This window comes from Marivita sp. (assembly GCF_020055675.1).
In the GTDB taxonomy this organism is placed as follows: domain Bacteria; phylum Pseudomonadota; class Alphaproteobacteria; order Rhodobacterales; family Rhodobacteraceae; genus Marivita.
This window is the reverse complement of record NZ_JAIPUS010000001.1, coordinates 229,229-250,332: the sequence shown is the minus strand read 5'-3', so window position 1 is coordinate 250,332 and position 21,104 is coordinate 229,229. Positions and strand designations below refer to the sequence as shown.

The 21,104-nt window shown below is 62.0% G+C and carries 23 protein-coding genes and 1 other RNA gene; 5 read left to right on the top strand and 19 right to left on the bottom strand.

Features of this window, described 5'->3' with window-relative positions:
• Nucleotides 1-5: 5 nt before the first annotated feature.
• The 7 genes from tolR to ruvC all read right to left on the bottom strand — a co-directional run bounded on the left by tolR (nt 6) and on the right by ruvC (nt 4,682).
• Entirely contained in the window at nt 6-476 is a 471-nt protein-coding gene (gene tolR, locus LCF59_RS01185; protein ID WP_292284766.1) for a protein TolR, read from the bottom strand.
• Nucleotides 477-479: 3 nt separating this feature from the next.
• Entirely contained in the window at nt 480-1,175 is a 696-nt protein-coding gene (gene tolQ, locus LCF59_RS01180) for a protein TolQ (RefSeq protein ID WP_292284764.1), read from the bottom strand.
• Between the two features lie 93 nt (nt 1,176-1,268).
• Nucleotides 1,269-1,682 carry a tol-pal system-associated acyl-CoA thioesterase gene (gene ybgC / locus LCF59_RS01175; protein WP_292284762.1) on the bottom strand — a complete coding sequence of 138 codons (414 nt, stop codon included), beginning with the start codon at nt 1,680-1,682 and terminating at the stop codon, nt 1,269-1,271.
• Between the two features lie 3 nt (nt 1,683-1,685).
• Nucleotides 1,686-2,318 carry a hypothetical protein gene (locus tag LCF59_RS01170; protein ID WP_292285019.1) on the bottom strand — a complete coding sequence of 211 codons (633 nt, stop codon included), beginning with the start codon at nt 2,316-2,318 and terminating at the stop codon, nt 1,686-1,688.
• A gap of 92 nt (nt 2,319-2,410) precedes the next feature.
• On the bottom strand, nt 2,411-3,439 hold the full coding sequence (gene ruvB / locus LCF59_RS01165) for a Holliday junction branch migration DNA helicase RuvB (protein ID WP_292284760.1): 1,029 nt from the start codon (nt 3,437-3,439) through the stop codon (nt 2,411-2,413).
• Between the two features lie 86 nt (nt 3,440-3,525).
• Nucleotides 3,526-4,197 carry a Holliday junction branch migration protein RuvA gene (gene ruvA, locus LCF59_RS01160; protein ID WP_292284759.1) on the bottom strand — a complete coding sequence of 224 codons (672 nt, stop codon included), beginning with the start codon at nt 4,195-4,197 and terminating at the stop codon, nt 3,526-3,528.
• A complete protein-coding gene (ruvC, locus tag LCF59_RS01155; RefSeq protein ID WP_292284757.1) occupies nt 4,194-4,682 on the bottom strand; it encodes a crossover junction endodeoxyribonuclease RuvC in 489 nt (162 codons plus the stop codon). The genes ruvA and ruvC overlap by 4 nt, the downstream gene beginning before the upstream one ends.
• Before the next feature lie 315 nt (nt 4,683-4,997).
• Between ruvC and LCF59_RS01150 the strand changes: the two genes are divergently transcribed.
• Nucleotides 4,998-5,189 (top strand): DUF1127 domain-containing protein, encoded by a 192-nt coding sequence (locus tag LCF59_RS01150; protein WP_292284756.1) that lies wholly within the window; start codon nt 4,998-5,000, stop codon nt 5,187-5,189.
• A gap of 86 nt (nt 5,190-5,275) precedes the next feature.
• On the opposite strand, the gene LCF59_RS01145 is transcribed toward LCF59_RS01150, so the two are convergent.
• The 3 genes from LCF59_RS01145 to LCF59_RS01135 all read right to left on the bottom strand — a co-directional run bounded on the left by LCF59_RS01145 (nt 5,276) and on the right by LCF59_RS01135 (nt 7,931).
• Nucleotides 5,276-5,623 carry a hypothetical protein gene (locus LCF59_RS01145; protein WP_292284754.1) on the bottom strand — a complete coding sequence of 116 codons (348 nt, stop codon included), beginning with the start codon at nt 5,621-5,623 and terminating at the stop codon, nt 5,276-5,278.
• Nucleotides 5,624-5,756: 133 nt separating this feature from the next.
• Complete coding sequence (locus LCF59_RS01140; protein WP_292284752.1) at nt 5,757-6,632, bottom strand: 50S ribosomal protein L11 methyltransferase; 876 nt, start codon at nt 6,630-6,632, stop codon at nt 5,757-5,759.
• A gap of 63 nt (nt 6,633-6,695) precedes the next feature.
• Nucleotides 6,696-7,931 carry an MFS transporter gene (locus LCF59_RS01135; protein WP_292284750.1) on the bottom strand — a complete coding sequence of 412 codons (1,236 nt, stop codon included), beginning with the start codon at nt 7,929-7,931 and terminating at the stop codon, nt 6,696-6,698.
• Between the two features lie 186 nt (nt 7,932-8,117).
• On the opposite strand from LCF59_RS01135, the gene LCF59_RS01130 reads away from it, so the two are divergent.
• The gene (locus LCF59_RS01130; RefSeq protein ID WP_292284749.1) at nt 8,118-9,179 is read left to right on the top strand and encodes a YeeE/YedE family protein; all 1,062 of its coding nucleotides are present in this window, start codon (nt 8,118-8,120) and stop codon (nt 9,177-9,179) included.
• Between the two features lie 95 nt (nt 9,180-9,274).
• Here the strand turns inward: LCF59_RS01130 and LCF59_RS01125 are convergent, their stop codons facing one another.
• Together LCF59_RS01125 and LCF59_RS01120 are read right to left on the bottom strand one after the other, a co-directional pair.
• Nucleotides 9,275-10,036 (bottom strand): ABC transporter permease, encoded by a 762-nt coding sequence (locus LCF59_RS01125; protein ID WP_292284748.1) that lies wholly within the window; start codon nt 10,034-10,036, stop codon nt 9,275-9,277.
• A complete protein-coding gene (locus LCF59_RS01120) occupies nt 10,033-10,968 on the bottom strand; it encodes an ABC transporter ATP-binding protein (protein ID WP_292285017.1) in 936 nt (311 codons plus the stop codon). Before LCF59_RS01120 ends, LCF59_RS01125 begins: the two co-directional genes overlap by 4 nt.
• 144 nt (nt 10,969-11,112) lie before the next feature.
• On the opposite strand from LCF59_RS01120, the gene LCF59_RS01115 reads away from it, so the two are divergent.
• Nucleotides 11,113-12,093: a DMT family transporter gene (locus LCF59_RS01115; protein WP_292284746.1), complete on the top strand. Its 981-nt coding sequence runs from the start codon at nt 11,113-11,115 to the stop codon at nt 12,091-12,093.
• A 174-nt stretch (nt 12,094-12,267) separates the two neighbouring features.
• On the opposite strand, the gene hemE is transcribed toward LCF59_RS01115, so the two are convergent.
• Nucleotides 12,268-13,302, bottom strand: a complete 1,035-nt coding sequence (gene hemE, locus LCF59_RS01110) for a uroporphyrinogen decarboxylase (protein WP_292284745.1) — start codon at nt 13,300-13,302, stop codon at nt 12,268-12,270.
• Nucleotides 13,303-13,403: 101 nt separating this feature from the next.
• Between hemE and hemC the strand changes: the two genes are divergently transcribed.
• Nucleotides 13,404-14,354 (top strand): hydroxymethylbilane synthase, encoded by a 951-nt coding sequence (gene hemC, locus LCF59_RS01105; RefSeq protein WP_292284744.1) that lies wholly within the window; start codon nt 13,404-13,406, stop codon nt 14,352-14,354.
• Nucleotides 14,355-14,365: 11 nt separating this feature from the next.
• On the opposite strand, the gene LCF59_RS01100 is transcribed toward hemC, so the two are convergent.
• The 3 genes from LCF59_RS01100 to nudC are packed head-to-tail and all read right to left on the bottom strand — an operon-like array spanning nt 14,366 to nt 16,645.
• Nucleotides 14,366-15,172: a DUF4198 domain-containing protein gene (locus tag LCF59_RS01100; RefSeq protein ID WP_292284743.1), complete on the bottom strand. Its 807-nt coding sequence runs from the start codon at nt 15,170-15,172 to the stop codon at nt 14,366-14,368.
• A complete protein-coding gene (locus LCF59_RS01095) occupies nt 15,169-15,636 on the bottom strand; it encodes an SRPBCC family protein (RefSeq protein WP_292284742.1) in 468 nt (155 codons plus the stop codon). Before LCF59_RS01095 ends, LCF59_RS01100 begins: the two co-directional genes overlap by 4 nt.
• 40 nt (nt 15,637-15,676) lie before the next feature.
• On the bottom strand, nt 15,677-16,645 hold the full coding sequence (gene nudC, locus LCF59_RS01090) for an NAD(+) diphosphatase (RefSeq protein ID WP_292284741.1): 969 nt from the start codon (nt 16,643-16,645) through the stop codon (nt 15,677-15,679).
• A gap of 119 nt (nt 16,646-16,764) precedes the next feature.
• Here nudC and ffs point away from each other — a divergent pair.
• Nucleotides 16,765-16,863: signal recognition particle sRNA small type (gene ffs / locus LCF59_RS01085), an RNA gene on the top strand.
• A gap of 6 nt (nt 16,864-16,869) precedes the next feature.
• Here the strand turns inward: ffs and LCF59_RS01080 are convergent.
• From LCF59_RS01080 to LCF59_RS01070, 3 genes are all read right to left on the bottom strand, one after another.
• Nucleotides 16,870-17,379: a protein-tyrosine phosphatase family protein gene (locus tag LCF59_RS01080; RefSeq protein WP_292284740.1), complete on the bottom strand. Its 510-nt coding sequence runs from the start codon at nt 17,377-17,379 to the stop codon at nt 16,870-16,872.
• 153 nt (nt 17,380-17,532) lie between these two features.
• Nucleotides 17,533-18,324: an inositol monophosphatase family protein gene (locus LCF59_RS01075; protein WP_292285015.1), complete on the bottom strand. Its 792-nt coding sequence runs from the start codon at nt 18,322-18,324 to the stop codon at nt 17,533-17,535.
• 225 nt (nt 18,325-18,549) lie between these two features.
• Nucleotides 18,550-21,090, bottom strand: a complete 2,541-nt coding sequence (locus LCF59_RS01070) for an adenosylcobalamin-dependent ribonucleoside-diphosphate reductase (RefSeq protein ID WP_292284739.1) — start codon at nt 21,088-21,090, stop codon at nt 18,550-18,552.
• Between the last annotated feature and the right edge of the window lie 14 nt (nt 21,091-21,104).

Here is a 21,104-nt window from a genome sequence, read left to right as displayed (position 1 = left end):
CCGCCTCAGCCATCCGATCCGTCAAGCGCCGGACCCCCGATATCCGTCACAAGACCGATAGAGCTGAACCCGCCCGCGTTCAGCGCGCCCATGATCTGCGCCACCACGTCATAGGTCACCGTGCCGTCTGCGCGCAGGAACACGCGGTCGTCCGATCGTTCCGCGGCAATCGCCCGCAGTTGCGGCACAAGATCGGACCGCGCCACTTCGGTATCCTGGATGGACACGGTGCCATCCGCCGAGATTGTCACCGCCAACGGCTCCTCGGTTTCCGACGGCAGCGCTGTCGCCGCCGTTTTCGGCAGCTCCACCGGGACGCCGACCGTGAGCAGCGGCGCCGCCACCATGAAAATGATCAAGAGCACCATCATCACGTCGACAAACGGCGTCACGTTGATTTCCGACATCGGCATGGCGCGGCTCTTGCGGCGCCTGCGCCCGCCGCCGCCTCCGGTTCTGACAACGCCACCCGCCATGTCTCAGCTGTCCAACTGGCGGCTGAGGATGGTCGAGAACTCGTCGGCAAAGGATTCGTAGCGCGCCAGGATCCGGTCGCTGTCTGCCGAGAGCTTGTTGTAGAACACCACCGCCGGGATCGCAGCCAGCAGGCCAAGCCCCGTCGCCAGAAGCGCCTCCGCAATGCCCGGCGCAACGACCACAAGCGACGTGTTCTGCTGCTGCGCGATCTCGACAAAGGCGTGCATGATCCCCCACACCGTGCCGAAAAGCCCGACGAAGGGCGCCACCGACCCCACCGTGGCCAAAACCCCAAGGTTGCGTTGCAGCGCGTCTGCCTCTTTCTGGATCGCCACGTCCATCGACCGGTCGATCCGGGCATGTGCCCCGGCGATCAACCCGCCATCGCTCCGATGCGACCGGCGCCATTCGGTCATGCCGGCGGCAAACACCCGTTGGGCGCGCCCATCCGGGTCCGGTCCGATCTGGTCGAACAATTCGTCCAGAGGCTCGCCCGACCAGAAGGCCCGGTCGAACTCTGCCGCCTCGGTGCGCGCCTTGCGATACGCGATCAGCTTTTCAAAGATGATCGCCCACGCCCAGAAGGACGCGACAATCAACAACACCATGACAAGTTTCACGGTCAGCGTCGCGCGTGCGAACAGCCCCCACATGGAGAAATCAATCTCCTGCGCCAACGCGAGTGTTTCTGCTTCCATCTGCCTGCTCTTTAGCCGATTGGCCCCAATTTGCCGGGCTCTGATTACCAGCATCAATACCGCAGTTGCAGGGGAAACGCCAACACAATGGCGTCAGAACGCGCTAATTCCCCGAAGTTCGTGAAGCTGACGGCGGATATTCGCCGGAAGCCGTGCCGGCGCACCGCCCTCGCCCACACATACGACCGTCACCTCGGCCTGAAAGAGCAGCGCATCGTCGCGCAGAACCTCTTGCGCCATGATCAGACGCGCCCCCGTGACGGTGATCAGCCTGGTGCGCACCAAAAGGTCGTCGTCGAATTTCGCCGGCAACAGGTAATCCGCCTCGACACGCCGAACCGCGAACACGATCCCGTCCTCGTCCCGCATGGCGTTTTGGTCGATCCCCAGCGACCGAACCCAATCCGATCGCGCGCGTTCGATGAAGCGCAGGTAGTTCGCGTAATAAACGATCCCTCCCATGTCGGTGTCCTCGTAGTAGACCCGTACCGGAAACCTGTGAACCATTCCCTAATTCCCCTGCGCCATCTGCATCCGCGCCGCCAAACGCAGCGCATGCGCCGGGTCGCGCGCCACCGCCGGCATCACCGGATCGTACCCCGCGCGCACCAGCGCCCCGATCTCGGGCCTGAGCACAATGCGCCCGTCGCCAAGGTCTCCCAGCGGCGCACGCTCCGTGAATGCCAGGTCGGACCAAAGCACGATCGACTGAACCACCTGGCCCAGCGCAAGGGCGTCGGCGGGCTGGGCCGACATCACGTCATCCATGCGCAGGAACACGAAACACGCCTTGATTGCCCCGGAGGCGTCAAAGCGAAACACCCTGTACTGGTTCGCTTCGGCCTCGCACAGCCTGTCGACAAGGGGCACCAGCCCGTCGATCAACCGGTCCAGGTCCGGCACCTCCAAAAGCTCGTCCCAGGCGCGGATGAAAAACACCATCACATTGGCGCCAAGCTCCGGATCAGTCTCGGCCATCTGGTGGCCGGCCATCTGGCACACTGCCTCGAACGCGCCCTTCACGATATCAAGCGTCGCGGTGTCGACGCCGAACACGACGGGGGCGATCGGTCGCCCCCAGCGGGCAAAAAGATACGTCCCGTCAGATCGCGTGAAAAACCGCTCAACCTCGGCCGCGTCCATCATCAGGCCCCGCCCCCTTGCGTCTTCGCTTTCCAAACATGCAAATCGATCCTTGTCACAGGCCGCACCGGCGGGCAAGTCAGGCCGAAACCTCAGTCAGACCCGAATAAATCCGACTGGCCCGGCATGCGCGGGGCCGGCAACCCCAGTTGGCTCCAGCCCTTCTGGGCCAGCATTCGCCCGCGCGGCGTGCGCTGGATCAGACCCTGCTGCAACAGGTAGGGTTCGATCACCTCTTCCAGCGCATCGCGACTTTCCGAAAGCGCCGCCGACAAGGTCTCGATCCCCACGGGTCCGCCCTGGTAATTCTCGGCGATCAGCCGCAGATACCGCAGATCCGCACCATCAAGGCCAAGACCGTCGACACCCAGCCGCGTCAGCGCGCCGTCGGCAAGCGCCTTGGTGACGATGCCATCGCCCTCGACAACGGCAAAATCGACAACCCGCCGCAACAGGCGTCCGGCAATCCGCGGCGTGCCGCGGGACCGCCGCGCGATCTCGCGCGCGCCCTCGGGGGCCGATTGCACACCAAGCTTTGCCGCGTTGCGCGTGACGATCATGTGCAACTCGTCCTCGGTATAGAAATTCAGCCGCGTCGGAATGCCGAAGCGATCGCGCAGCGGCGTGGTCAACAGACCCAGCCGCGTGGTGGCCCCGATCAGCGTAAAGGGTTGCAACTCGATGCGGACGGTCCGCGCCGCCGGCCCCTCTCCGATCACGAGGTCAAGCTCGTAATCTTCCAGCGCCGGGTAAAGCACCTCTTCCACCGCCGGGTTGAGCCGGTGAATCTCGTCAATGAAAAGCACATCGCGCGCCTCGAGATTGGTCAGGATCGCCGCCAGGTCCCCCGCCTTGGCCAGCACGGGCCCCGAGGTCATGCGAAATCCGACACCCAGTTCGCGGGCCATGATCTGCGCCAGCGTCGTCTTGCCCAGTCCGGGCGGGCCATGAAACAGCGTGTGATCCATCGCCTCACCGCGTTGGCGGGCCGACTGGATGAACACCCGCAGGTTTGCCCGCGCCTCGGCCTGACCGACAAAGTCGTCCAGCATCTGAGGCCTGAGCGCGCGGTCCCGGTCCTCGGGCAATTCATCGGCACGCACGATCGGATCAGACGACATGTTCAGCCTCCATACCCGTCCGGGCTTTCGTCGCTGGGACCAGATTGCAAAGCGGCCCGCAAGGCCCAATGAGCAGCTTCATCGCGCTACCCTTTCGGTGCCAGGAGTTTCAATGCCGCGCGGATCAGATCGGATGTTGCCGCCTCTGGCGTGTCATCCGCCGCCCGCGCCACCGCGCCTGCCGCCTCACCCGGGGCATAGCCTAGGTTGGCCAGCGCCGACAACGCCTCCGCCTGCGCCGAGGCAGAGGGCGCGGGTGCCGGCTGCGCCGGGGCTCTGGCATCAACCGGCTCGATCACCGCATCCGCATCGACAGGTGTCGCGGAAATGGGCGGCCCGCCGCCCATGGCCATCACGTTCGGCGCCTTGTCCTTCAACTCGTTCACCACGCGCTGCGCGGTCTTCGGGCCGATCCCCTTGGCCACTTTGACCGAATTCCAGTCTCCCAGCGCGATCGCGCGGCTGACGCCATCGGGGCCAAGCGCGCCCAGAATGGCAAGCGATGCCTTCGCTCCAACGCCTTGCACGGACATGAGCAAGCGGTGCCATTCCTTTTCAACCAATGTCGGAAAGCCGAACAATTGCAACAGGTCTTCGCGCACAAGAAGATCGGTATAAAGCGCCACGGCCTCACCCGGCCGGCCGATCTGCGACAGCACCCGGTCCGAGCAATAGACGACATAGCCGACGCCCCGCACGTCGATCAGAAGGTGATCTTCGGTCTTGTATTCGATCCGTCCGGCCAGCCGCCCGATCATGCGCGCATCCTCATCCCCGGCCCGGTCATGTGATGCGCGTGGCAGATCGCGATGGCCAGCGCGTCGGCGGCATCCGACCCGTTGATCTGTGCTCCCGGCAACTGCATCTTCACCATGTGCTCAACCTGGCCCTTGTCCGCGTGCCCGACACCGACCACGGTCTTTTTCACCGAATTCGGCGCGTATTCCCCGATGTCCAGTCCAAATTGCGCGGGCACCAGCAATGCAACCCCGCGCGCCTGGCCCAGCTTCAGCGTACCCACCGCGTCCTTGTTCACGAAGGTCTTTTCAATCGCAACCGTGTCGGGCGCGAACCGCGCGAAAACCTCGGTCAGGGCGCTGTGCAATACCAGCAAACGCGACGCCAGCGCGCCGTCTCCCGACAGGCAGACACCGTTCGCGACATGTCGCAGCCGGCTGCCCTCGGCCTCGATCACGCCCCAGCCAAGAAAGCGCAAACCCGGATCAATCCCCAAAACTCGCATTCTGCTCGCGCCCTTGTTGCTTTTGCATCACGGTTAGCACGAAAGGCGAACAAACGCCAAGCATTCAAAACAAGTTACCCGGATTTGACCGAATGTCGAAAACGGCGCGCGGGCTGTCGCAAAAGCGTTAGGATGTCGCAAAAACGACAGCGCACATGTCGTTTTTTATCTAGTTTTTCCAAGGGATTATCCCAAAATCGCAGCCATGCACAAACTGCATGAATTCCATGCAAAAAGGACAATTGTGAACGCAAAATTCGGCGATTACCTGCGCCTTACAGGACAAAACGCCGCCCCGATTCAAGGAACACTGCAATGGCCGCATTTGACACATCCCGCCCCACCTACGCTGCTGGCCACAAAGGCTTCGGCGCTTTCGCAACGACGCTGATCGCGGCGGTCTCAGCGTGGAATGACACACGCATGGCGCGCAAGACGCTGAGCAAACTGACCGATCGTGAACTCGACGATATCGGACTGACCCGCGGCGATGTCGACGCTCTCTAGGGCCGGTCACCCCGAACGCGAAAAAGCCGTGCCAGCCCCGCTGACACGGCTTTTTCATGTGCAAGCAAGATCAGGACAAACGGCGCTCAGCCGATGATCGATCCCATGATGGTCGACAGCCCCCGCGTGATCGGGTCCATCTGCATGAGCACGGCGCCCACCTGTTCCAGAAAGCCGCCCTGGCGCAGCGTCTCGACCTGCTGCGCATAGGGCGACGGGCCCATGACCGTGACGACGCATGCCTTGAGGACAAACAGCACGGCCAGCGGGATCAGCAGCATGGACAGCGACATCCGCTCGCGGACCTGGCCGATCGGGTGGTGCGAGATCACACCGTTCTTTTGCAATTTTGTGACGTAGCCACGCGACAATTGGCGGTGGCGCTTCAGCACCTTGCGGTACCGTTCGTCGAACATGTCCTGTTGGTTGGTCATGTGAAGCAGCCTTTGTTCCGGCCCCCACCGGATGTGTTCGGGATAGGGGCGGAATATGGCAAGATTTGGGCAACCGTGGCAAATTTTCAGTAAATGCGGCGAAAATTGAGAAAAACGGGGAAATGTGGCGGCTCTAAGACCCGCCTTTTTGCAGCGTTAGCGTCGTCCATTCACCAATCTCCTCCCGGTGCCATGGAGTGATGCCATTGCGTGCATAAACCTCGGCCACCTCGTCGCCCTGTTCGTTCAGGATGCCCGACAGGATCACGAACCCGCCCGCCGCCAGATGCGCCGCCATATCCGGCGCCAGATCGATAAGCGGCTGTTTCAGGATATTCGCGAAGACAAGGTCAAACGGCGCCGCCGCATGCAATCGGTCATGCTCAAAACCCGGCGCCTCAAGGCAGGTAACCCGGCCCTCCAGCCCGTTCGCCGCGACATTCGCCCGCGCCACGTCCACCGCGACCTCGTCCATGTCGCTGGCCAAGACCGTTTCTGGCCAGGTCCGCGCAGAGGCCATTGCCAGCACAGCGGTGCCACAGCCGATATCTGCCACGTTGTGGCAGGTCACGCCGCCGTCGATCAGCCGGTCCAGCGCGCGCAGACATCCCTGCGTCGTGCCGTGGTGCCCGGTGCCAAAGGCCATGGCCGCCTCGATCAGAAGCGGTTCCACCCCCTCGGGCACGCCGTCCGCATCATGGCTGCCATAAACATAGAACCGTCCCGCATGCACCGGAACCAATTCTCGCCGGACCTTGGCAACCCAGTCTATGTCGGGCACTTCGGACACGGCAAAGGGCTTGGCCGCATGCGCCGCCGCCAGCAACGCCAGCGCCACGTCGTCCGGCGCATCCATGAAATAGGCGCCCACTTCCCAAATGCCGGAGCCATCCTCCATCTCGAACACGCCAACGCCGTAAGGCGCGGGTTCGAGCGCGTCCAAAGCCTCTCCCAAGGCTTCGGCACGCGACCTGTCCGACAGTGTGGTGAAGGCGGTATAGGTTGTCATGAAAACGGGTCCTGAATGGGTGGCGCTACCGTCCATTGCCACGAAGCCCCCTGTCCCGCAAGCTCACTCCGCCGGGGCGGCCGGGGCAAAGGCCGAAAACACCGTCTCGTGTCCCGGTTCGGGATGCCGCGGGATAATCAGCGCCAGCAGCAGCGACACAAGCGCCATGCCCGCCGCCAGCGCGAACACCGTCCCCGGTGCGACCAGCCACAGATATCCAAGCAAGGCAGGCAGGAACACGGCCGCGATGTGGTTGATGGTAAATGCAACCGCCGCGGTGGGCGCGATATCCCCCGGATCGGCGATCTTCTGGAAATAGGTCTTCAAGGCCAGCGCCAAGGCAAAGAAGATGTTGTTGGCGATGTATAGAGCCGTCGCGAGCATCACGCCCCAGCCGAACCAGTAGATGCCGCCATAGGCCACGAAAACGAGGATGAGGCCGATATATTCGAACACCATCGCGTTGCGTTCGCCGAACCGGTGAACGAGCTGTCCCAGCACCGGGGCAAGAACCATGTTGGCAACCAGCGTCACCAGCATCAGCTTGGTGATCTGGTCCACGTCAAGGCTGAAACGCTCAACCATCATGAAGGCTGCGAAGACCACAAAGATCTGCCGCCGCGCGCCGGACATGAACTGCAGCGCGTAGTAGAGCCAGTACCGTTTGCGCAGGACGAATTTCTTGACCTGCGGGTTCGGCGCTTCGAAATGCGGCATCATCACCACGCAATAGGCAACGATTCCCAAGGTCAATGCCCCGGAGACCATGTAGACGAAAGCGTAACTCAGGTCATAGGCGCGCCATGTGACGACGATCACCCCATAGGCGACCAGCGTCGCCGCCGAGGCGGCAGAGACCAGCAGCCCAAGCATCTGCGGCGCGCGGTCCTTCGGCAACCATTGCAGTTGCAGGGATTGGTTTACCGTTTCGTAATAGTGAAAGCCGATCGAACTGATCAGCGTGATGAACAGCAAGCCGCCCATGGACGGGAAATAGGCCGTCAGCGCAGTCGCCACGCCCAGCATCCCCAGCGAGATCATCGCAAGCGTCTGTTCGCGTACGAACAGGATCACGGCAATCACGCCTACGGCCAGAAAACCGGGAATTTCCCGCACCGTATGCAACCAGCCGATATCCGACCCGTCGAACTGCGCAACCTCGATCACGAAGTTATTGAGCAGCGCCGACCATGTCGCAAACGACAATGGCATCGCAATCGCCATCAGGAACAGGAGCGTCACAGGCTGCCTGTGAAGAGGCAGCGCGCGGGCCTTTGCAAGTGGGACAATCTGCTTCATCCTTTCGTCTTTACGCTGGCCGGCCCGCTTTGGCGAGAGGCAAGGCAGGCCAAACCGGCGCCCAGGTCATGATTGACGCAAGACCCCTGCGATTTCGTTAACAAAGCCCGATCTGATCCAAATCAAGGCCATCACATTCACAAAGGCGCATAGATCACCAAACCCTGTCGCAGCGCGGAGATCGGAATGGACCTTGTCACCCTCGTGGATCGTATCGGCGAAACGCCAACCGCGGCGCTTTTCGGCCTTCTGACCGGCATCACCTTCGGCATCGCGGCGCAACGGTCGCGGTTCTGCCTGCGCGCGGCGGCGGTCGAATTCGCCCGCGGCAGGATGCAGGACAAGGTGGCTGTCTGGCTTCTGACCTTTTCAACCGCCGTGGTCTGGGTGCAGGCCGCACAGCATTTTGGCCTGATCAATACCTCCGATGCCCGCATGATGGCGGTCCCCGGAAGCTGGTCAGGCGCCATCTTGGGCGGGTTGATGTTCGGTGCGGGCATGGTTCTGGCACGCGGGTGTTCGGGGCGCCTGCTGGTGCTGGCGGCCACCGGCAACCTGCGGTCTGTCGTTTCGGGGCTGATCTTTGCAGTCGTGGCGCAGATGAGCCTGACAGGCTGGCTCGCCCCGCTGCGCGATCAATTGGCGGCGCTCTGGATCACCTCGGGCGGGCGCAACATGGATTTGCTCACGACGCTGTCGCTGCCCGACGGGTCCGGCCTTGTCTTCGGTCTTGCTGTCGCGCTGTTGGCGCTCGACCTGTCCCGCCGAAACCAGATCGGCTGGCAGCGGCTGGTCTTTGCCTCTGGCGTCGGATTCGCCGTCGCCCTTGGCTGGGCCTTCACCTACGCGCTGAGCCGGGTGTCGTTCGACCCGGTCCAGATCGAAAGCGCGACCTTTACAGGCCCGTCGGCCAATACGCTGATGTTTTTTCTGGACCGTTCCGCGATCCTGGAGTTCGACATCGGGTTGGTCCCCGGCGTCGTGATCGGCTCATTTCTTGCGGCATTTTTTGCGGGTGAGCTGAAGTTCCAGGGCTTTGAGGGCTCCACTCCGATGCGCAATGCCATGATCGGCGCGGCGCTCATGGGGTTTGGCGGCATGCTCGCCGGCGGCTGCGCCATTGGCGCGGGCGTCACCGGGGGGTCGATCTTTGCAGGCACCGCCTGGCTTGCGCTCTTTTGCATGTGGATCGGCGGGATGAGCATGGACATGGTGATGGGCGGACGTGGCCAGCCCGCCGCAGTCTAGCTTTTCGCCGCCGAGCAAGGTTAACAGATGGTGAAGTCCCCTCTGTAACACGTTGATTCCATTGGTCCGGCACAGCGTCCCAGCCATGGGACGCCTTACTGTCGGATGCGCCAGCCGGTTTTGAAGATCAACCAGATGATCCCCAGGCACATCGCCGTGAAGCCCGCAATCGCCAGCAAAGACAGCCCGATCGGCACGTCCGCAAGCCCGAAAAACGACCACCGGAACCCGGAAACGAGGTAAACCACCGGGTTGAAAAACGAGATCGTCTGCCAAACAGGCGGCAGCATCGAGATCGAGTAGAAGGACCCGCCAAGAAACACGAGCGGCGTGATGATCAGGAGTGGAATCAACTGAAGCTGTTCGAAATTCTGCGCCCAGATGCCGATTATGAACCCGAAGAGGGCAAAGCTCAGGCAGGTCAGCACCATGAAGGCCAGCATCGCAAAGGGATGCTGGATCGTCAGGTCCACGAACATCGCCGAGGTGCCCAGGATCACCACCCCGATGAACAGCGCCTTCGTCGCGGCGGCCCCGACATAGCCCATCACGATTTCAAGAAAGTTGATCGGGGCCGACAAAAGCTCGTAGATCGTGCCGATGAATTTCGGGAAATAGATGCCGAAACTGGCGTTCGAAATCGCCTGCGTCATCACCGACAGCATGATCAGCCCCGGCACGATGAACGCGCCATACGACACGCCTTCGACCTGTTCGATCCGGCTGCCGATGGCGGCGCCGAACACCACGAAATAGAGCGAGGTCGAGATCACCGGCGACACGAAGCTTTGCAGCAAGGTGCGGAAAAACCGCGACATCTCGAACACGTAGATCGCACGCACAGCCTGCAGGTTCATGCCGCGTCCTCCTGTTCGGCGACCAGCCCGACGAAAATGTCCTCGAGCGAATTTTGCCGGGTCTGCAAGTCGCGTAATATCAGCCCCGCATCGCTGATCTCGCGGATCAGGGTTGCGATCCCGGTGCGGTCCTGCGTGGTATCATAGCTGTAGACCAGCACCAGACCGTCCTGTTCCAGCCGCATGTTCCATGCCGCCAAAATGTCCGGCACCCTGTCGATCGGCTCCTGCAACTCGATCCGGAGTTCTTTCTGGCCAAGCCGTGTCATCAATGCCGATTTTTCTTCAACCAAAAGGATGTCGCCTTTGTTGATCACCGCGATGCGATCGGCAATCGCCTCGGCTTCTTCGATATAGTGGGTCGTCAGGATGATCGTCACACCGTCATTCTGGAGCTGGGCCACGATCTCCCACATGTCGCGGCGCAGCTCGACATCGACGCCGGCGGTCGGCTCATCCAGAAACAGGACCTGCGGCTCGTGAGCCAATGCCTTGGCAATGAGAACGCGCCGTTTCATTCCACCCGATAGCTCCATGATCCGGCTGTCCCGCTTGTCCCAGAGCGACAGTTGACGCAGGATCTTCTCCAACATCGCGTCATTCCTGGGCTTGCCGAACAGCCCACGCGAAAACCGCACCGTGTTCATCACGCGCTCGAACGGCTCGAGGTTGATCTCCTGCGGCACCAAACCGACCAGCGCACGCGCGCCGCGGTATTCAGTGACAACATCGTGCCCACCAACGGACACGGTTCCCGAGGTCGGTTGGGTCAGCCCGCAGATCGCCGAGATCAGTGTCGTCTTGCCAGCCCCGTTCGGCCCCAGCAGCGCAAGGATTTCGCCATCCAGAATGTCGAGCGAGACGCCTTTCAATGCCTCGAACCCGTCGCCGTAAGATTTGCGCACATCCGTGATCTCGACCATCGGTGGCATGGTGATTTCCTTCATTGTCAAACAGTCTCCTACCTAGCCCAGCCGCGCACAGGCGCAATCAAGAAAGCAGCGCGTCAGACCGCAAGCGCTGTGCATGTCGCTTTTGTAGCTGACGCGCCGGGCCTGCAGGTATAAAGCAGACCCATGGGGTCCAGTGATGACACAGAGACAGCGCGCGGAATCGCGCTGGTTTGCCTTGGCGTTTTCGCGATCTCGATCAATGACCTTCTGATCAAGACGTTATCTGGCGGCTATCCGCTGCACCAGATCGTGTTCACCCGCACGGTGATCGGGATCACCTTGTCTTTCGTGATGCTGCACCGCGAGGGCGGCTTTTCGCTGTTGCGTACGGACCGGCCATTCATACATGCGCTGCGCGGGTTGACGCTCGTGGGCGCGAACATGACCTTCTTTGCCTCTCTTGCGGTGTTGCCGCTGGGCCTGACAACGGCACTCTTTTTTGTCGGACCGCTGTTCATCACGCTGTTTTCATTTGCCTTTCTGGGCGAAAAGGTCGGCCCGCTGCGCTTTGGCGCGATCATCGTTGGCTTTATTGGCGTGATCGTCATGCAGGAACCCTGGTCCGAGGGATCAGATTACGGTTCATCCTGGATATTTGCCCTGCCCGTGGTCGCGGCGGCACTTTATGCCTCCATGGTGGTGATGACCCGCGCACTTGGCGTCAAAAGCTCGGCCGCGGCACTCACCATCTACAACCAGCTGATGTTCCTGCTGGTGGCCAGCCTGTTCTACCTGTTCGTGGGCAACGGTCAGGCCGATCCGGGTCCGGTCATGCCCAGCCTGCATTTCCTGCTGCGCGCCTGGGCTTGGCCCACGACCTCCGATTGGCCGCTCTTTATCGGGACGGGTATCTGCAACGGGATCGTCGCCTATTCCATCACAGCCGCCTACCGCATGGCGCCGTCGGCCAGCATCGCGCCGTTCGAATACATCGGCCTGCCGCTGGCGATTTTCTGGGGCTGGCTGATCTTTGCGGAATGGCCAACATCGGCGACCTGGACCGGCTGCGCGTTGATCCTCGGAGCCGGCTTGTTCGTGTTCCTCAGGGAACGTCAGAGAAACAAATCGGCCCCCGGAAAACGGCATTTGCCCACCAAGCGCTAGGCACTGGCAATCGACAGCCACAGCACTGACCCAGGGTATCTTCAAAGATGCGCGCAGGCCGCCGGACATTGGATTTGCCGACGGCACAACTGGGGGTGAAGTCGGGCAATCCCCGGATCACAGGCCATCCGGGGATGTTTTGTCTGCAAGGACGAACCCGCCGGCCCCGCGAGGCTACTGGCCGCGCACCGTGTCGATCATCAACTGCACGTTCTCGGGGTCCGCATCCGGCGTGATCCCGTGGCCAAGGTTGAAGATGTGCGGCCCGTTCTTGAGGGCCTCGACAATCCGCCGCGTCTCGTCAACCAAGTCCTGCCCACCTGTCACCATGTGTGAGGATTTGAGGTTGCCCTGCACACAACCGTTGGGCTGCACGTGCTCGCCCACCCATTCCGGGCTAACGCTGTCATCCACAGCAACGCAATCGGCACCTGTCGAAGCGTGGAACCCGATATAATTGTCGCCGGCCTGCCGCGGGAACGCGATCACCGGAATTCCCGGGTGGCGGCGCTTCAATTCCTCGGTGATGACCTTGGCGGGATAGAGCGCATAGCGGTGAAAATCCTCGCCCTGGAGCGATCCGGCCCAACTGTCGAAGATCTTGACCACTTCGGCGCCGGCATCAATCTGAGCCGAAAGGTAATCGATCGTCCCTTCGGTCAAACGTTCGATGAGGGCCTCGAACAGTGCACGGTTTTCATATTTCAACGCATGGGCCGGACCCTGATCCGGCGTGCCGCGTCCGGCGATCATGTAGGTGGCCACGGTCCACGGCGCCCCGGCAAACCCGATCAGCGTCGTTTCTTCGGGCAATTCGCGCCGCAGGATGCGTATTGTCTCGTAGATCGGGTTGAGCGTGTCATGGATCATCTCGCCGCGACCCAGCTTGTCGAACTCGGCCTGCGTGGTGATCGTGGACAGGCGCGGACCCTCGCCGGTCACGAACCAAAGGTCCGCACCCAGCGCCTGCGGCAGCAGCAGGATGTCGGCAAACAGGATCGCGCCGTCGAATCCATACCGACGGATCGGTTGCAACGTAACCTCGGCCGCCAGGTCCGGAGTGTAGCACAAAGACAGGAAATCCCCGGCCTGGGCACGGGTTGCCTTGTATTCCGGCAGGTAGCGCCCGGCTTGACGCATCATCCAGATCGGCGGGGTGGGAAGGGTTTCGCCCGCAAGCGCGCGCAGGATGGTTTTGGTCTGGCTCATTGGGTCTGTCCTCGTCTTTTGCCTTCGGATCGTCTCTTGGCGGCAATATGTCAAGACGCGCATGGTTGTCAGGACAAGTTTACATGCCTAAAGAAAGACGCATGACGATTGATTTGCCCACCCCCGAAACGCCCCTGAAGATCGGCACACGCGGCTCCCCGCTGGCGCTGGCACAGGCCAACGAAACCCGCGACCGCCTGGCCAAGGCGTTCGATCTGCCGTTCGAGGCTTTTTCCGTCGTCGCGATCAAGACAACCGGCGACCGGATCATCGATCGCCCGTTGAAAGAGATCGGTGGCAAAGGGCTCTTCACGCGCGAGATCGAAGACGCGATGCTATCGGGCGAAATCGACATCGCCGTGCACTCGATGAAGGACATGCCGGTGCTGCAACCCGACGGTCTGGTTCTCGATACTTACCTGCCGCGCGAAGATGTGCGGGACGCATTCATCTCTCCCGAATACGGCAGCATCGCCCAACTGCCCGAAGCGGCGATTGTCGGCACCTCGTCGCTGCGGCGCCGGGCGCAATTGCTCAACCGGCGGCCCGACCTGAACGTGGTCGAATTCCGCGGCAATCTGCAAACGCGGCTCAAGAAGCTGGATGACGGCGTTGCGTCCTGCACTTTCCTCGCAATGGCCGGGCTGAACCGCCTCGGCATGGAGGACGTGCCGAAAACCGCGATCACACCGGATGATATGCTTCCCGCCGTTGCCCAGGGGGCAATCGGAATCGAACGGCGGATCAACGACGACCGCACAGCCGAGATGCTGTCAGCGATCCACGACACCGTAACCGGCCAGCGCCTGGCGGCCGAGCGCGCCTACCTTGCAAAACTCGATGGCTCTTGCGAGACCCCGATTGCCGGCCTCGCGGAACTCCACGGCGATACGCTCCACCTGCGTGGCGAAGTCCTGCGCCCGGATGGCTCCATCGCCCACGCCGATGAGATCAGCGGTCCCATCGCCGACGGTGCTGCCCTGGGAACCTCTCTGGCGCGCACGCTGCTGGAACGGGCCGGCCCGGGCTTTTTCGACTGGCACACGAACTAGGGTTCGGACCCTTACTCTGGCACCGCAAAGGTAAGAGATGCCCAGAGACTTTCCCAGACCGGCGCCGTGTCGGTCTGGGGCGACAAGGGCAGCAGCAGCACGGCATCCGCCAGATAAGACATGCCGGGGCGCACCGGCAAATTCACCCGTCCATCCATGTCGGTGCGATGCAAGGTGATCTCGACCGCACCGTCCGCTGACTTGGCAAAAAGTTCGACCTGCGCATCGGCGCGCGGCTCGCCGTTGAAAAGCACCCGTACAGGAAAGCCATCATCAAGCGGATCGGTATAGGGGTTGGCCTCGGCGACGATCTCGGTCCGCATCCCGGCTTCGATATCCGCACCGGCCCCATCGCCAACCGCGATCAGGCTCTTGGCAAAGCGGCTGTACCTCTCGCGGAATCCGTCCCTTGGCAAGCCGCGGGACAGATGTTCGTCCAGCACAGCTTCGAAATCCTTGTGCTCGACGAAATTCACGAATTTCTGCCACTCGCGGTACGTCAGGGAATAGTCACGGGTCTGGTGAATGATCACGCACAAGCCATCCCCGGGCGCCTCCATCGACATGGCAGGGCGATCCCCGGCGCGCCCGGGCACCTCGGACTGCATGTCCCCGCAGCGCCGGTCAAACCGTTCGAAATTGCGTGGCAGATAAGATTGCTCTATACCGCCGAAGTTTTCGCCTACCCGCAGATGCGCCACCATCGTCGCGCCCGTCTCTACCTGATACGCTCCGGGCTCGATCCAGAACTCATGGGCGGTCGCGGTTGTCGGCAATGCGGCAACGGCGAAGACGGCGAACCTGCTAAGAAATGTCATGCGGATTTCGGGACCTTGCTTTCGATGGCGCGCGCATAGTCCGACATGCGCGCCTTGAGTTTCTTGTTGATATTCGACCGGGCCAGCTTGAACGTCTGCACCAGAAGCCGGGCCGACAAGGTGTTGGGATGCATCTTGAACAACAGGGTCACGCGTGTCCGGTTCAGGGACAGCGGCAACAGTTCGATCTGTGTCACCGTCTCCAACCCACCGCATGCACCGCTGAACTGCATGGCCTGTGGCGGGTCCAGTTGCTCTAGTGCGATCCTGGCCGTGCGTTCCTTGCCGCGAAACCGGAACTTTGCTTCCCAGCCATCGCCGATCTCCGGAAAGCCTGCCCGAAAAGTCCGACGCACATCGATACCTCGACGCAGCGCCCGCCGCTCGAAGGTTTCAAAATCCGTCAATTCCGAGAACACGTGATCGATCGGTGCTGCAACATCTTCAGTTGCTGTAACCTGCATCCTGATGTCCTTTTGTGATCCGATTTTACTGACACTTACTTCAGTCCAGGGTATCGGCAAGCCAGTTGCGGAGCAAGAAATGCGCAATCGCGCCTTTTCTCGCAGGCAGCAGCCCGGCGTGCCGTCCAGCGAGCGAGTCCATTACGTCCTCTCGACTGACCCAAAGAGCATCCTCGATTTCAACCGGGTCGATCTCGATCTCGTCACTCAGCGCGATTCCGTGACAGCCGAACATCAGAGATGCGGGAAACGGCCAGGGTTGGCTGGAAAGATACTGAACGTCGCCAACACGCACGCCGGACTCTTCCCACACTTCGCGCCGGACCGCCGCTTCGATCGTCTCTCCCGGCTCGACAAACCCGGCGAGGCAGGAATACATGCCCTCCGGCCATCCCGGCGACCGCCCCAGAAGCACCTTGTTTCCCTTGGTGATCAACATGATGACAACCGGGTCGGTGCGCGGGAAATGGCGTCCGCCGCAGGCACGGCAGACCCGCTGCCAGCCGGATTGGGTCATGTCGCTTGGCGCGCCGCAGCGGGCACAGAACCCGTGCGTGTCGTGCCAGCCGAGAATCGCTTTGGCCGTCGCTGCCAATTCCGCATCGCGCGCGTTCAGCAGCGTCATCACGCTTCGCAGCTCAGCAAAACCATGATCGCGTGGCAGGGCCGGATGGCGCTGTTCGCTCGTGTCAATGAACGCCCCGACATCGCGGATGTCATCCTCGGGAACCCATCCGGAAATATCATGCGCAAAGCGCGCAGCCCCATCTTCGCGCCCCAACAGAATCGGCTCATGCACCGCGTCGCGAAGGATCGGGTGGGTCAACGGCAGACGCGCCACACCCCGCCCCGCCGCATCCTCTGCCAGCAATGGCTTGCCGCGCCACAAGACGACGGTCCGGCTGCCGGGATCCTGTATCGCGGCGGCCATGGCGGGGATGTCCCCGCGCATCTCCGCCGCCCGATCGAGCGCCGAGCCGCCAAAAGTCACGAATTCCGCGTTGCGCATCTTGTCCTCCACTGTCGGGCGCCGCGATGCCATGCGGCGGAGGAAAGAACAATGCGCCGCGTGGGAATTCCATGATCGACCGCCTTGCAATCCGGCCCGGGATTCCCTAGATCGGGTATCGAGAGGTTGGCGCGGGCGAGCACCTCGCCAACCCGGTCAGGTCCGGAAGGAAGCAGCCGTAACGAGCCACGCTTGGGTCGTTGTCCAACCTCTCACTTATTCCCTTACCCACTGTGGCGGACAAAAATGGCGGGATCGCGCCTGCCTGCGGTCGCCCAGCGCAACTGTTGCGGGGTCTCGACAGCGCAAGGCCTGACGGCGCGTAACCGGGCCAGAGCGTCATCCGCGGCCTCGCCGATTTCGATCATCAGGCGCAGCGCAATCATCCCGGATCGACCGCACCCGCCCCGGCAATGCACAAGAATGCGCCCACCCCCCATCAGCGCGCGCCGCGCGGCGGCGGACAGATCCGGCCAAGCCGCGTCAAAGCTCGCATCCGGCACACCGAAATCGTGAACCGGCAAATGCTCCCACCGCGATCCGGCGCCCATGAGGTCGCGCCACAGCCCCGTCGCCCCGGCAGCGGCAAGCTCTTCTTCGCTAACCAACGAGACCACGATCGCGGGCGTCCACTCGATCAGGTGTTGCACATCACCCGCATAGTCGCCATCCGCCCCCGGTATGGGGGAAATGGCAAGAATACCTTGACCGACCGATAGCGCGAATACTTGCATATCAAAGCCCCTGCGACCGCATGGGTATGGCAGCCGCAGATATCATACGTGTCAAGCACGATCACGGCCCATCATGCAAAGGCGGCGAAGTCTCAGGCGAATCCCGGTTTCATGTAGCAAGTTCACGATACAGGGCCAGCGAGGGCAAACCTGTTACCCCGTGCTGCGGATAACCTTGGCCAGGGCCGGGAAAATCTGGTTGTTGGCGCACAGGACAGTCCGGTCCTCCAGCGGTTTCTGCCCGGCCCGCACCCCTTCGACAAGCGCGCCGGCCTCTGCCGCGATCAGCAGTCCGGCAGCCAGATCGACCAGCTTTGCCTCGCGTTGCCAATGGCCGTCGATTCGACCCGCCGCGACATAGGCCAGATCAAGAGCCGTGGAGCCGGAACTGCGCAGGCCAGAACATTCGGGCATCACCCGAGCAAGCTCCTTGAGCGTCGCCGGCAACGTGCGCTTCACACCATACGGCATGGCGTGGCCAAGCACGGCTTCGACCAGCTTGGTCCGGCTCGATGCGCGCAGGCGCTTGTTGTCATTGAGCCAGGCACCCGAGCCCTTTTCGGCATAGAACATCTCGTCCTTAGCCGGATCAAACACGACCGCAGACGCGATTTGCCCCTTGTGCTCAAGCGCGATGGTCACTGCGAAATGCGGCTGGCCATGCAGGAAATTCGTGGTCCCCTGCAGCGCGTTGACCAACCAGCGGCGCGTCGGGTCTTCACCCTCGGCCTCGCTGTTCGCATCGACATAGCCATAGGTGCCACGCGCCCCTGCCAGATCGTCATGCAGCAGCTTGGCCGCGCCGCTTTCCGCCCGCTTCGCGAACTCTGTCGCATTGGCGGCAGAGGTCTGAAGATTTTCAACCTCGCGGAAATCCTTGTTGAGCGACCGGCCGGCCTTGCGCGCGGCCTTGATCATGATGTTGAGATTGGCACTGCCCTGCATCATGGGCCTCCGGATGTTCGGGATCAAACAGGGCGTATAAGCGGGACATCGGACAATGCCAAGGGGGCACATTGGTTGACACCCGTTCAAAATATGCTGGGCGGTGTGCCGCATCTCCCATGGGGCAATCAATACGCTTGGTGCTTCGACCCGGCAGGCCAGCGTGAATACATCTGGTGCATGTCAATGACGCGGTCCCATTAGGCCCTTGTCACTGCAGACGTCTCAGCCGCATTTGCTGTAGCCGCAAGATCCGCAGGTCATGCAGCCTTCGACCATGCGCATGTCGTATTGCCCGCAAGAGGAACAGGCCTTGCCACGCGGGCTATCCAGGTTCACGACCTCGGCTTGCGGGTCGGATTTCAGGCCCAGACCCTCACCGGCAAGAAAGCCGATCGCGATCAAATGTTTCTCGATCACGCCACCGATGGCAGCCAGGATCGACGGGATGTACTTTCCCTGCACCCAGGCGCCGCCACGCGGATCGAAGACCGCCTTGAGTTCCTCGACCACGAAGGACACGTCGCCGCCGCGCCGGAACACGGCAGAGATCATGCGCGTCAGGGCCACGGTCCAGGCGAAATGCTCCATGTTCTTGGAGTTGATGAACACCTCGAAGGGTCTGCGATGCCCGCCGACGATGATGTCGTTGATCGTCAGGTATATGGCATGCTCGCTGTCGGGCCACTTGAGCTTGTAGGTCGCCCCTTCCAGCGTCTGCGGCCGGTCGAGCGGCTCGGACATGTAGACAACTTCGCCTGCGAATTGCGTCCCGCCCTCCTCGTCGGGCAGACCCTGACCGCGGGCGGGGGGGAAGCCCCCGCCCATGGGGGCGGTCGGGGGCTGCCCGGCTTCGCCGGACGATTGGGATTCGCCGAATTGTAGATAACCGGTTGAAACTCCAAGAACTTCTGCTGCCTTCTCGATATTTGGAAGTGATTTTTGATCGCCTTCCACAACCTTCGAGACGACCGGTTCAGCAACATCAATCGCGGCGGCAAATGCCTTTTGGGTCAGCCCCTTCGCCTTGAGACGTGATTTCACTCTCGCACCGAACGAGTCGGGCGTTTCCTCCGCCACGCTCAGCACCGACCCCGTCACATCGTTAGGGCGATAGGTGGTGCAGCCTTTGCAGCCGGTCTCGTAGGCCTGCATGTAGACGTCCTTGAAGGCCTCGAACGAGATGTCCTCGGGGCAGTTGATCGTCTTGGAGATCGAACTGTCCACCCATTTCTGCGCCGCTGACTGCATCTTGACGTGCTCCAGCGGGGCGAGCGTCTGGGCGTTCACGAAATACTCGGGCAAGTCACGGTCGCCGAATTTCTCGCGCCACATCTGGACCACGTAATCGACCACCTCTTCCTCGGTCCGGCTGCCATCCTTCTGCAGGACCTTGCGGGTGTAGGCATAGGCGAAAACAGGCTCGATCCCCGAGGACACGTTGCCGGCGTAGAGCGAGATCGTTCCCGTGGGTGCTATCGACGTGAGCAACGCGTTGCGGATGCCATGTTCGCGGATCGCGTCGCGCACGTCATCATCCATCATCTGCATGGTGCCGGAGGCCAGGTACTTGTCGGCATCAAAGAGCGGAAACGCGCCTTTTTCCTTGGCCAGTTCCACCGATGCGAGATACGCCGCACGCGCAATCGCGTGTAGCCACGCCTCGGTCTGTGCCGCCGCCGCGTCGGAGCCATAGCGCAGGCCCAGCATCAAGAGCGCATCGGCCAGCCCCGTGACGCCCAGACCGATCCGGCGTTTCGCCTGTGCTTCCGCGCGCTGCGCCTCGAGCGGAAAGCGCGAGGCGTCGACCACGTTGTCCATCATCCGCACCGCCGTCGCGACCAGATCGTTCAGCGCCGTAACATCCAGCGCCGCCGCCTCCTCGAACGGATCGGTCACCAGCCGCGCCATGTTGATCGAGCCCAGAAGGCACGCACCATAGGGCGGCAAGGGCTGTTCGCCGCAAGGGTTCGTCGCCGCGATGGTCTCGCAATAGTTCAGGTTGTTCGCCTGGTTGATCCGGTCAATGAAAATCACACCGGGTTCGGCATAATCATAGGTGGCGCGCATGATCCGGTTCCACAGGTCGCGCGCCTGCACGGTGCGATAGACCTTGTCCTCGAAGACGAGGTCCCAATCACCGTCCGCCTTGACCGCCTCCATGAAATCATCCGTCACCAGAACCGACAGGTTGAACATGCGCAGCCGCGCGGCATCGGATTTGGCGCCGATGAAATCCTCGATATCCGGGTGGTCGCAACGCATCGTCGCCATCATCGCCCCCCGGCGTGATCCTGCCGACATGATCGTCCGGCACATCGCGTCCCACACATCCATGAAGGACAGCGGGCCAGAGGCGTCTGCCGCCACGCCTTTCACATCCGCACCCTTGGGCCGGATCGTGCTGAAATCATAGCCGATGCCGCCGCCCTGCTGCATCGTCAGCGCAGCCTCTTTCAGCATCTCGAAGATGCCGCCCATGCTGTCGGGGATCGTGCCCATGACGAAGCAGTTGAACAACGTCACCGACCGCGCCGTGCCCGCGCCGGCCGTGATCCGCCCCGCCGGCAGGTATCTGAAATCCTCCAGCGCCGTGTAGAACTTCTCTTCCCAGACCTGCGGTTGGGCCTCGACCTCTGCCAGGCTGCGCGCGATCCGCCGCCAGGTATCCTGAACCGTCGCATCCCGAGGCGTTCCGTCCGCCTCTTTCAGCCGGTATTTCATATCCCAGATCTGTTCAGCAATCGGAGCGGTAAAACGAGACATGACAACGATTCCCT

Bases quoted from the DNA above. Each gene is read 5' to 3' on its own strand.
- ruvB (WP_292284760.1), bottom strand. From the start codon at position 3,439: ATGTCGTCTGATCCGATCGTGCGTGCCGATGAATTGCCCGAGGACCGG.
- tolQ (WP_292284764.1), bottom strand. From the start codon at position 1,175: ATGGAAGCAGAAACACTCGCGTTGGCGCAGGAGATTGATTTCTCCATG.
- nudC (WP_292284741.1), bottom strand. From the start codon at position 16,645: ATGCGCAACGCGGAATTCGTGACTTTTGGCGGCTCGGCGCTCGATCGG.
- LCF59_RS01095 (WP_292284742.1), bottom strand. From the start codon at position 15,636: ATGCAGGTTACAGCAACTGAAGATGTTGCAGCACCGATCGATCACGTG.
- hemC (WP_292284744.1), top strand. From the start codon at position 13,404: ATGACGATTGATTTGCCCACCCCCGAAACGCCCCTGAAGATCGGCACA.
- LCF59_RS01145 (WP_292284754.1), bottom strand. From the start codon at position 5,623: ATGACCAACCAACAGGACATGTTCGACGAACGGTACCGCAAGGTGCTG.
- LCF59_RS01120 (WP_292285017.1), bottom strand. From the start codon at position 10,968: ATGCCACCGATGGTCGAGATCACGGATGTGCGCAAATCTTACGGCGAC.
- LCF59_RS01140 (WP_292284752.1), bottom strand. From the start codon at position 6,632: ATGACAACCTATACCGCCTTCACCACACTGTCGGACAGGTCGCGTGCC.
- LCF59_RS01125 (WP_292284748.1), bottom strand. From the start codon at position 10,036: ATGAACCTGCAGGCTGTGCGTGCGATCTACGTGTTCGAGATGTCGCGG.
- LCF59_RS01135 (WP_292284750.1), bottom strand. From the start codon at position 7,931: ATGAAGCAGATTGTCCCACTTGCAAAGGCCCGCGCGCTGCCTCTTCAC.
- LCF59_RS01100 (WP_292284743.1), bottom strand. From the start codon at position 15,172: ATGACATTTCTTAGCAGGTTCGCCGTCTTCGCCGTTGCCGCATTGCCG.
- ruvA (WP_292284759.1), bottom strand. From the start codon at position 4,197: ATGATCGGGCGGCTGGCCGGACGGATCGAATACAAGACCGAAGATCAC.
- LCF59_RS01170 (WP_292285019.1), bottom strand. From the start codon at position 2,318: ATGGACGCGGCCGAGGTTGAGCGGTTTTTCACGCGATCTGACGGGACG.
- hemE (WP_292284745.1), bottom strand. From the start codon at position 13,302: ATGAGCCAGACCAAAACCATCCTGCGCGCGCTTGCGGGCGAAACCCTT.
- LCF59_RS01130 (WP_292284749.1), top strand. From the start codon at position 8,118: ATGGACCTTGTCACCCTCGTGGATCGTATCGGCGAAACGCCAACCGCG.
- LCF59_RS01075 (WP_292285015.1), bottom strand. From the start codon at position 18,324: ATGCAGGGCAGTGCCAATCTCAACATCATGATCAAGGCCGCGCGCAAG.
- LCF59_RS01150 (WP_292284756.1), top strand. From the start codon at position 4,998: ATGGCCGCATTTGACACATCCCGCCCCACCTACGCTGCTGGCCACAAA.
- tolR (WP_292284766.1), bottom strand. From the start codon at position 476: ATGGCGGGTGGCGTTGTCAGAACCGGAGGCGGCGGCGGGCGCAGGCGC.
- LCF59_RS01070 (WP_292284739.1), bottom strand. From the start codon at position 21,090: ATGTCTCGTTTTACCGCTCCGATTGCTGAACAGATCTGGGATATGAAA.
- LCF59_RS01115 (WP_292284746.1), top strand. From the start codon at position 11,113: ATGGGGTCCAGTGATGACACAGAGACAGCGCGCGGAATCGCGCTGGTT.
- ybgC (WP_292284762.1), bottom strand. From the start codon at position 1,682: ATGGTTCACAGGTTTCCGGTACGGGTCTACTACGAGGACACCGACATG.
- LCF59_RS01080 (WP_292284740.1), bottom strand. From the start codon at position 17,379: ATGCAAGTATTCGCGCTATCGGTCGGTCAAGGTATTCTTGCCATTTCC.
- ruvC (WP_292284757.1), bottom strand. From the start codon at position 4,682: ATGCGAGTTTTGGGGATTGATCCGGGTTTGCGCTTTCTTGGCTGGGGC.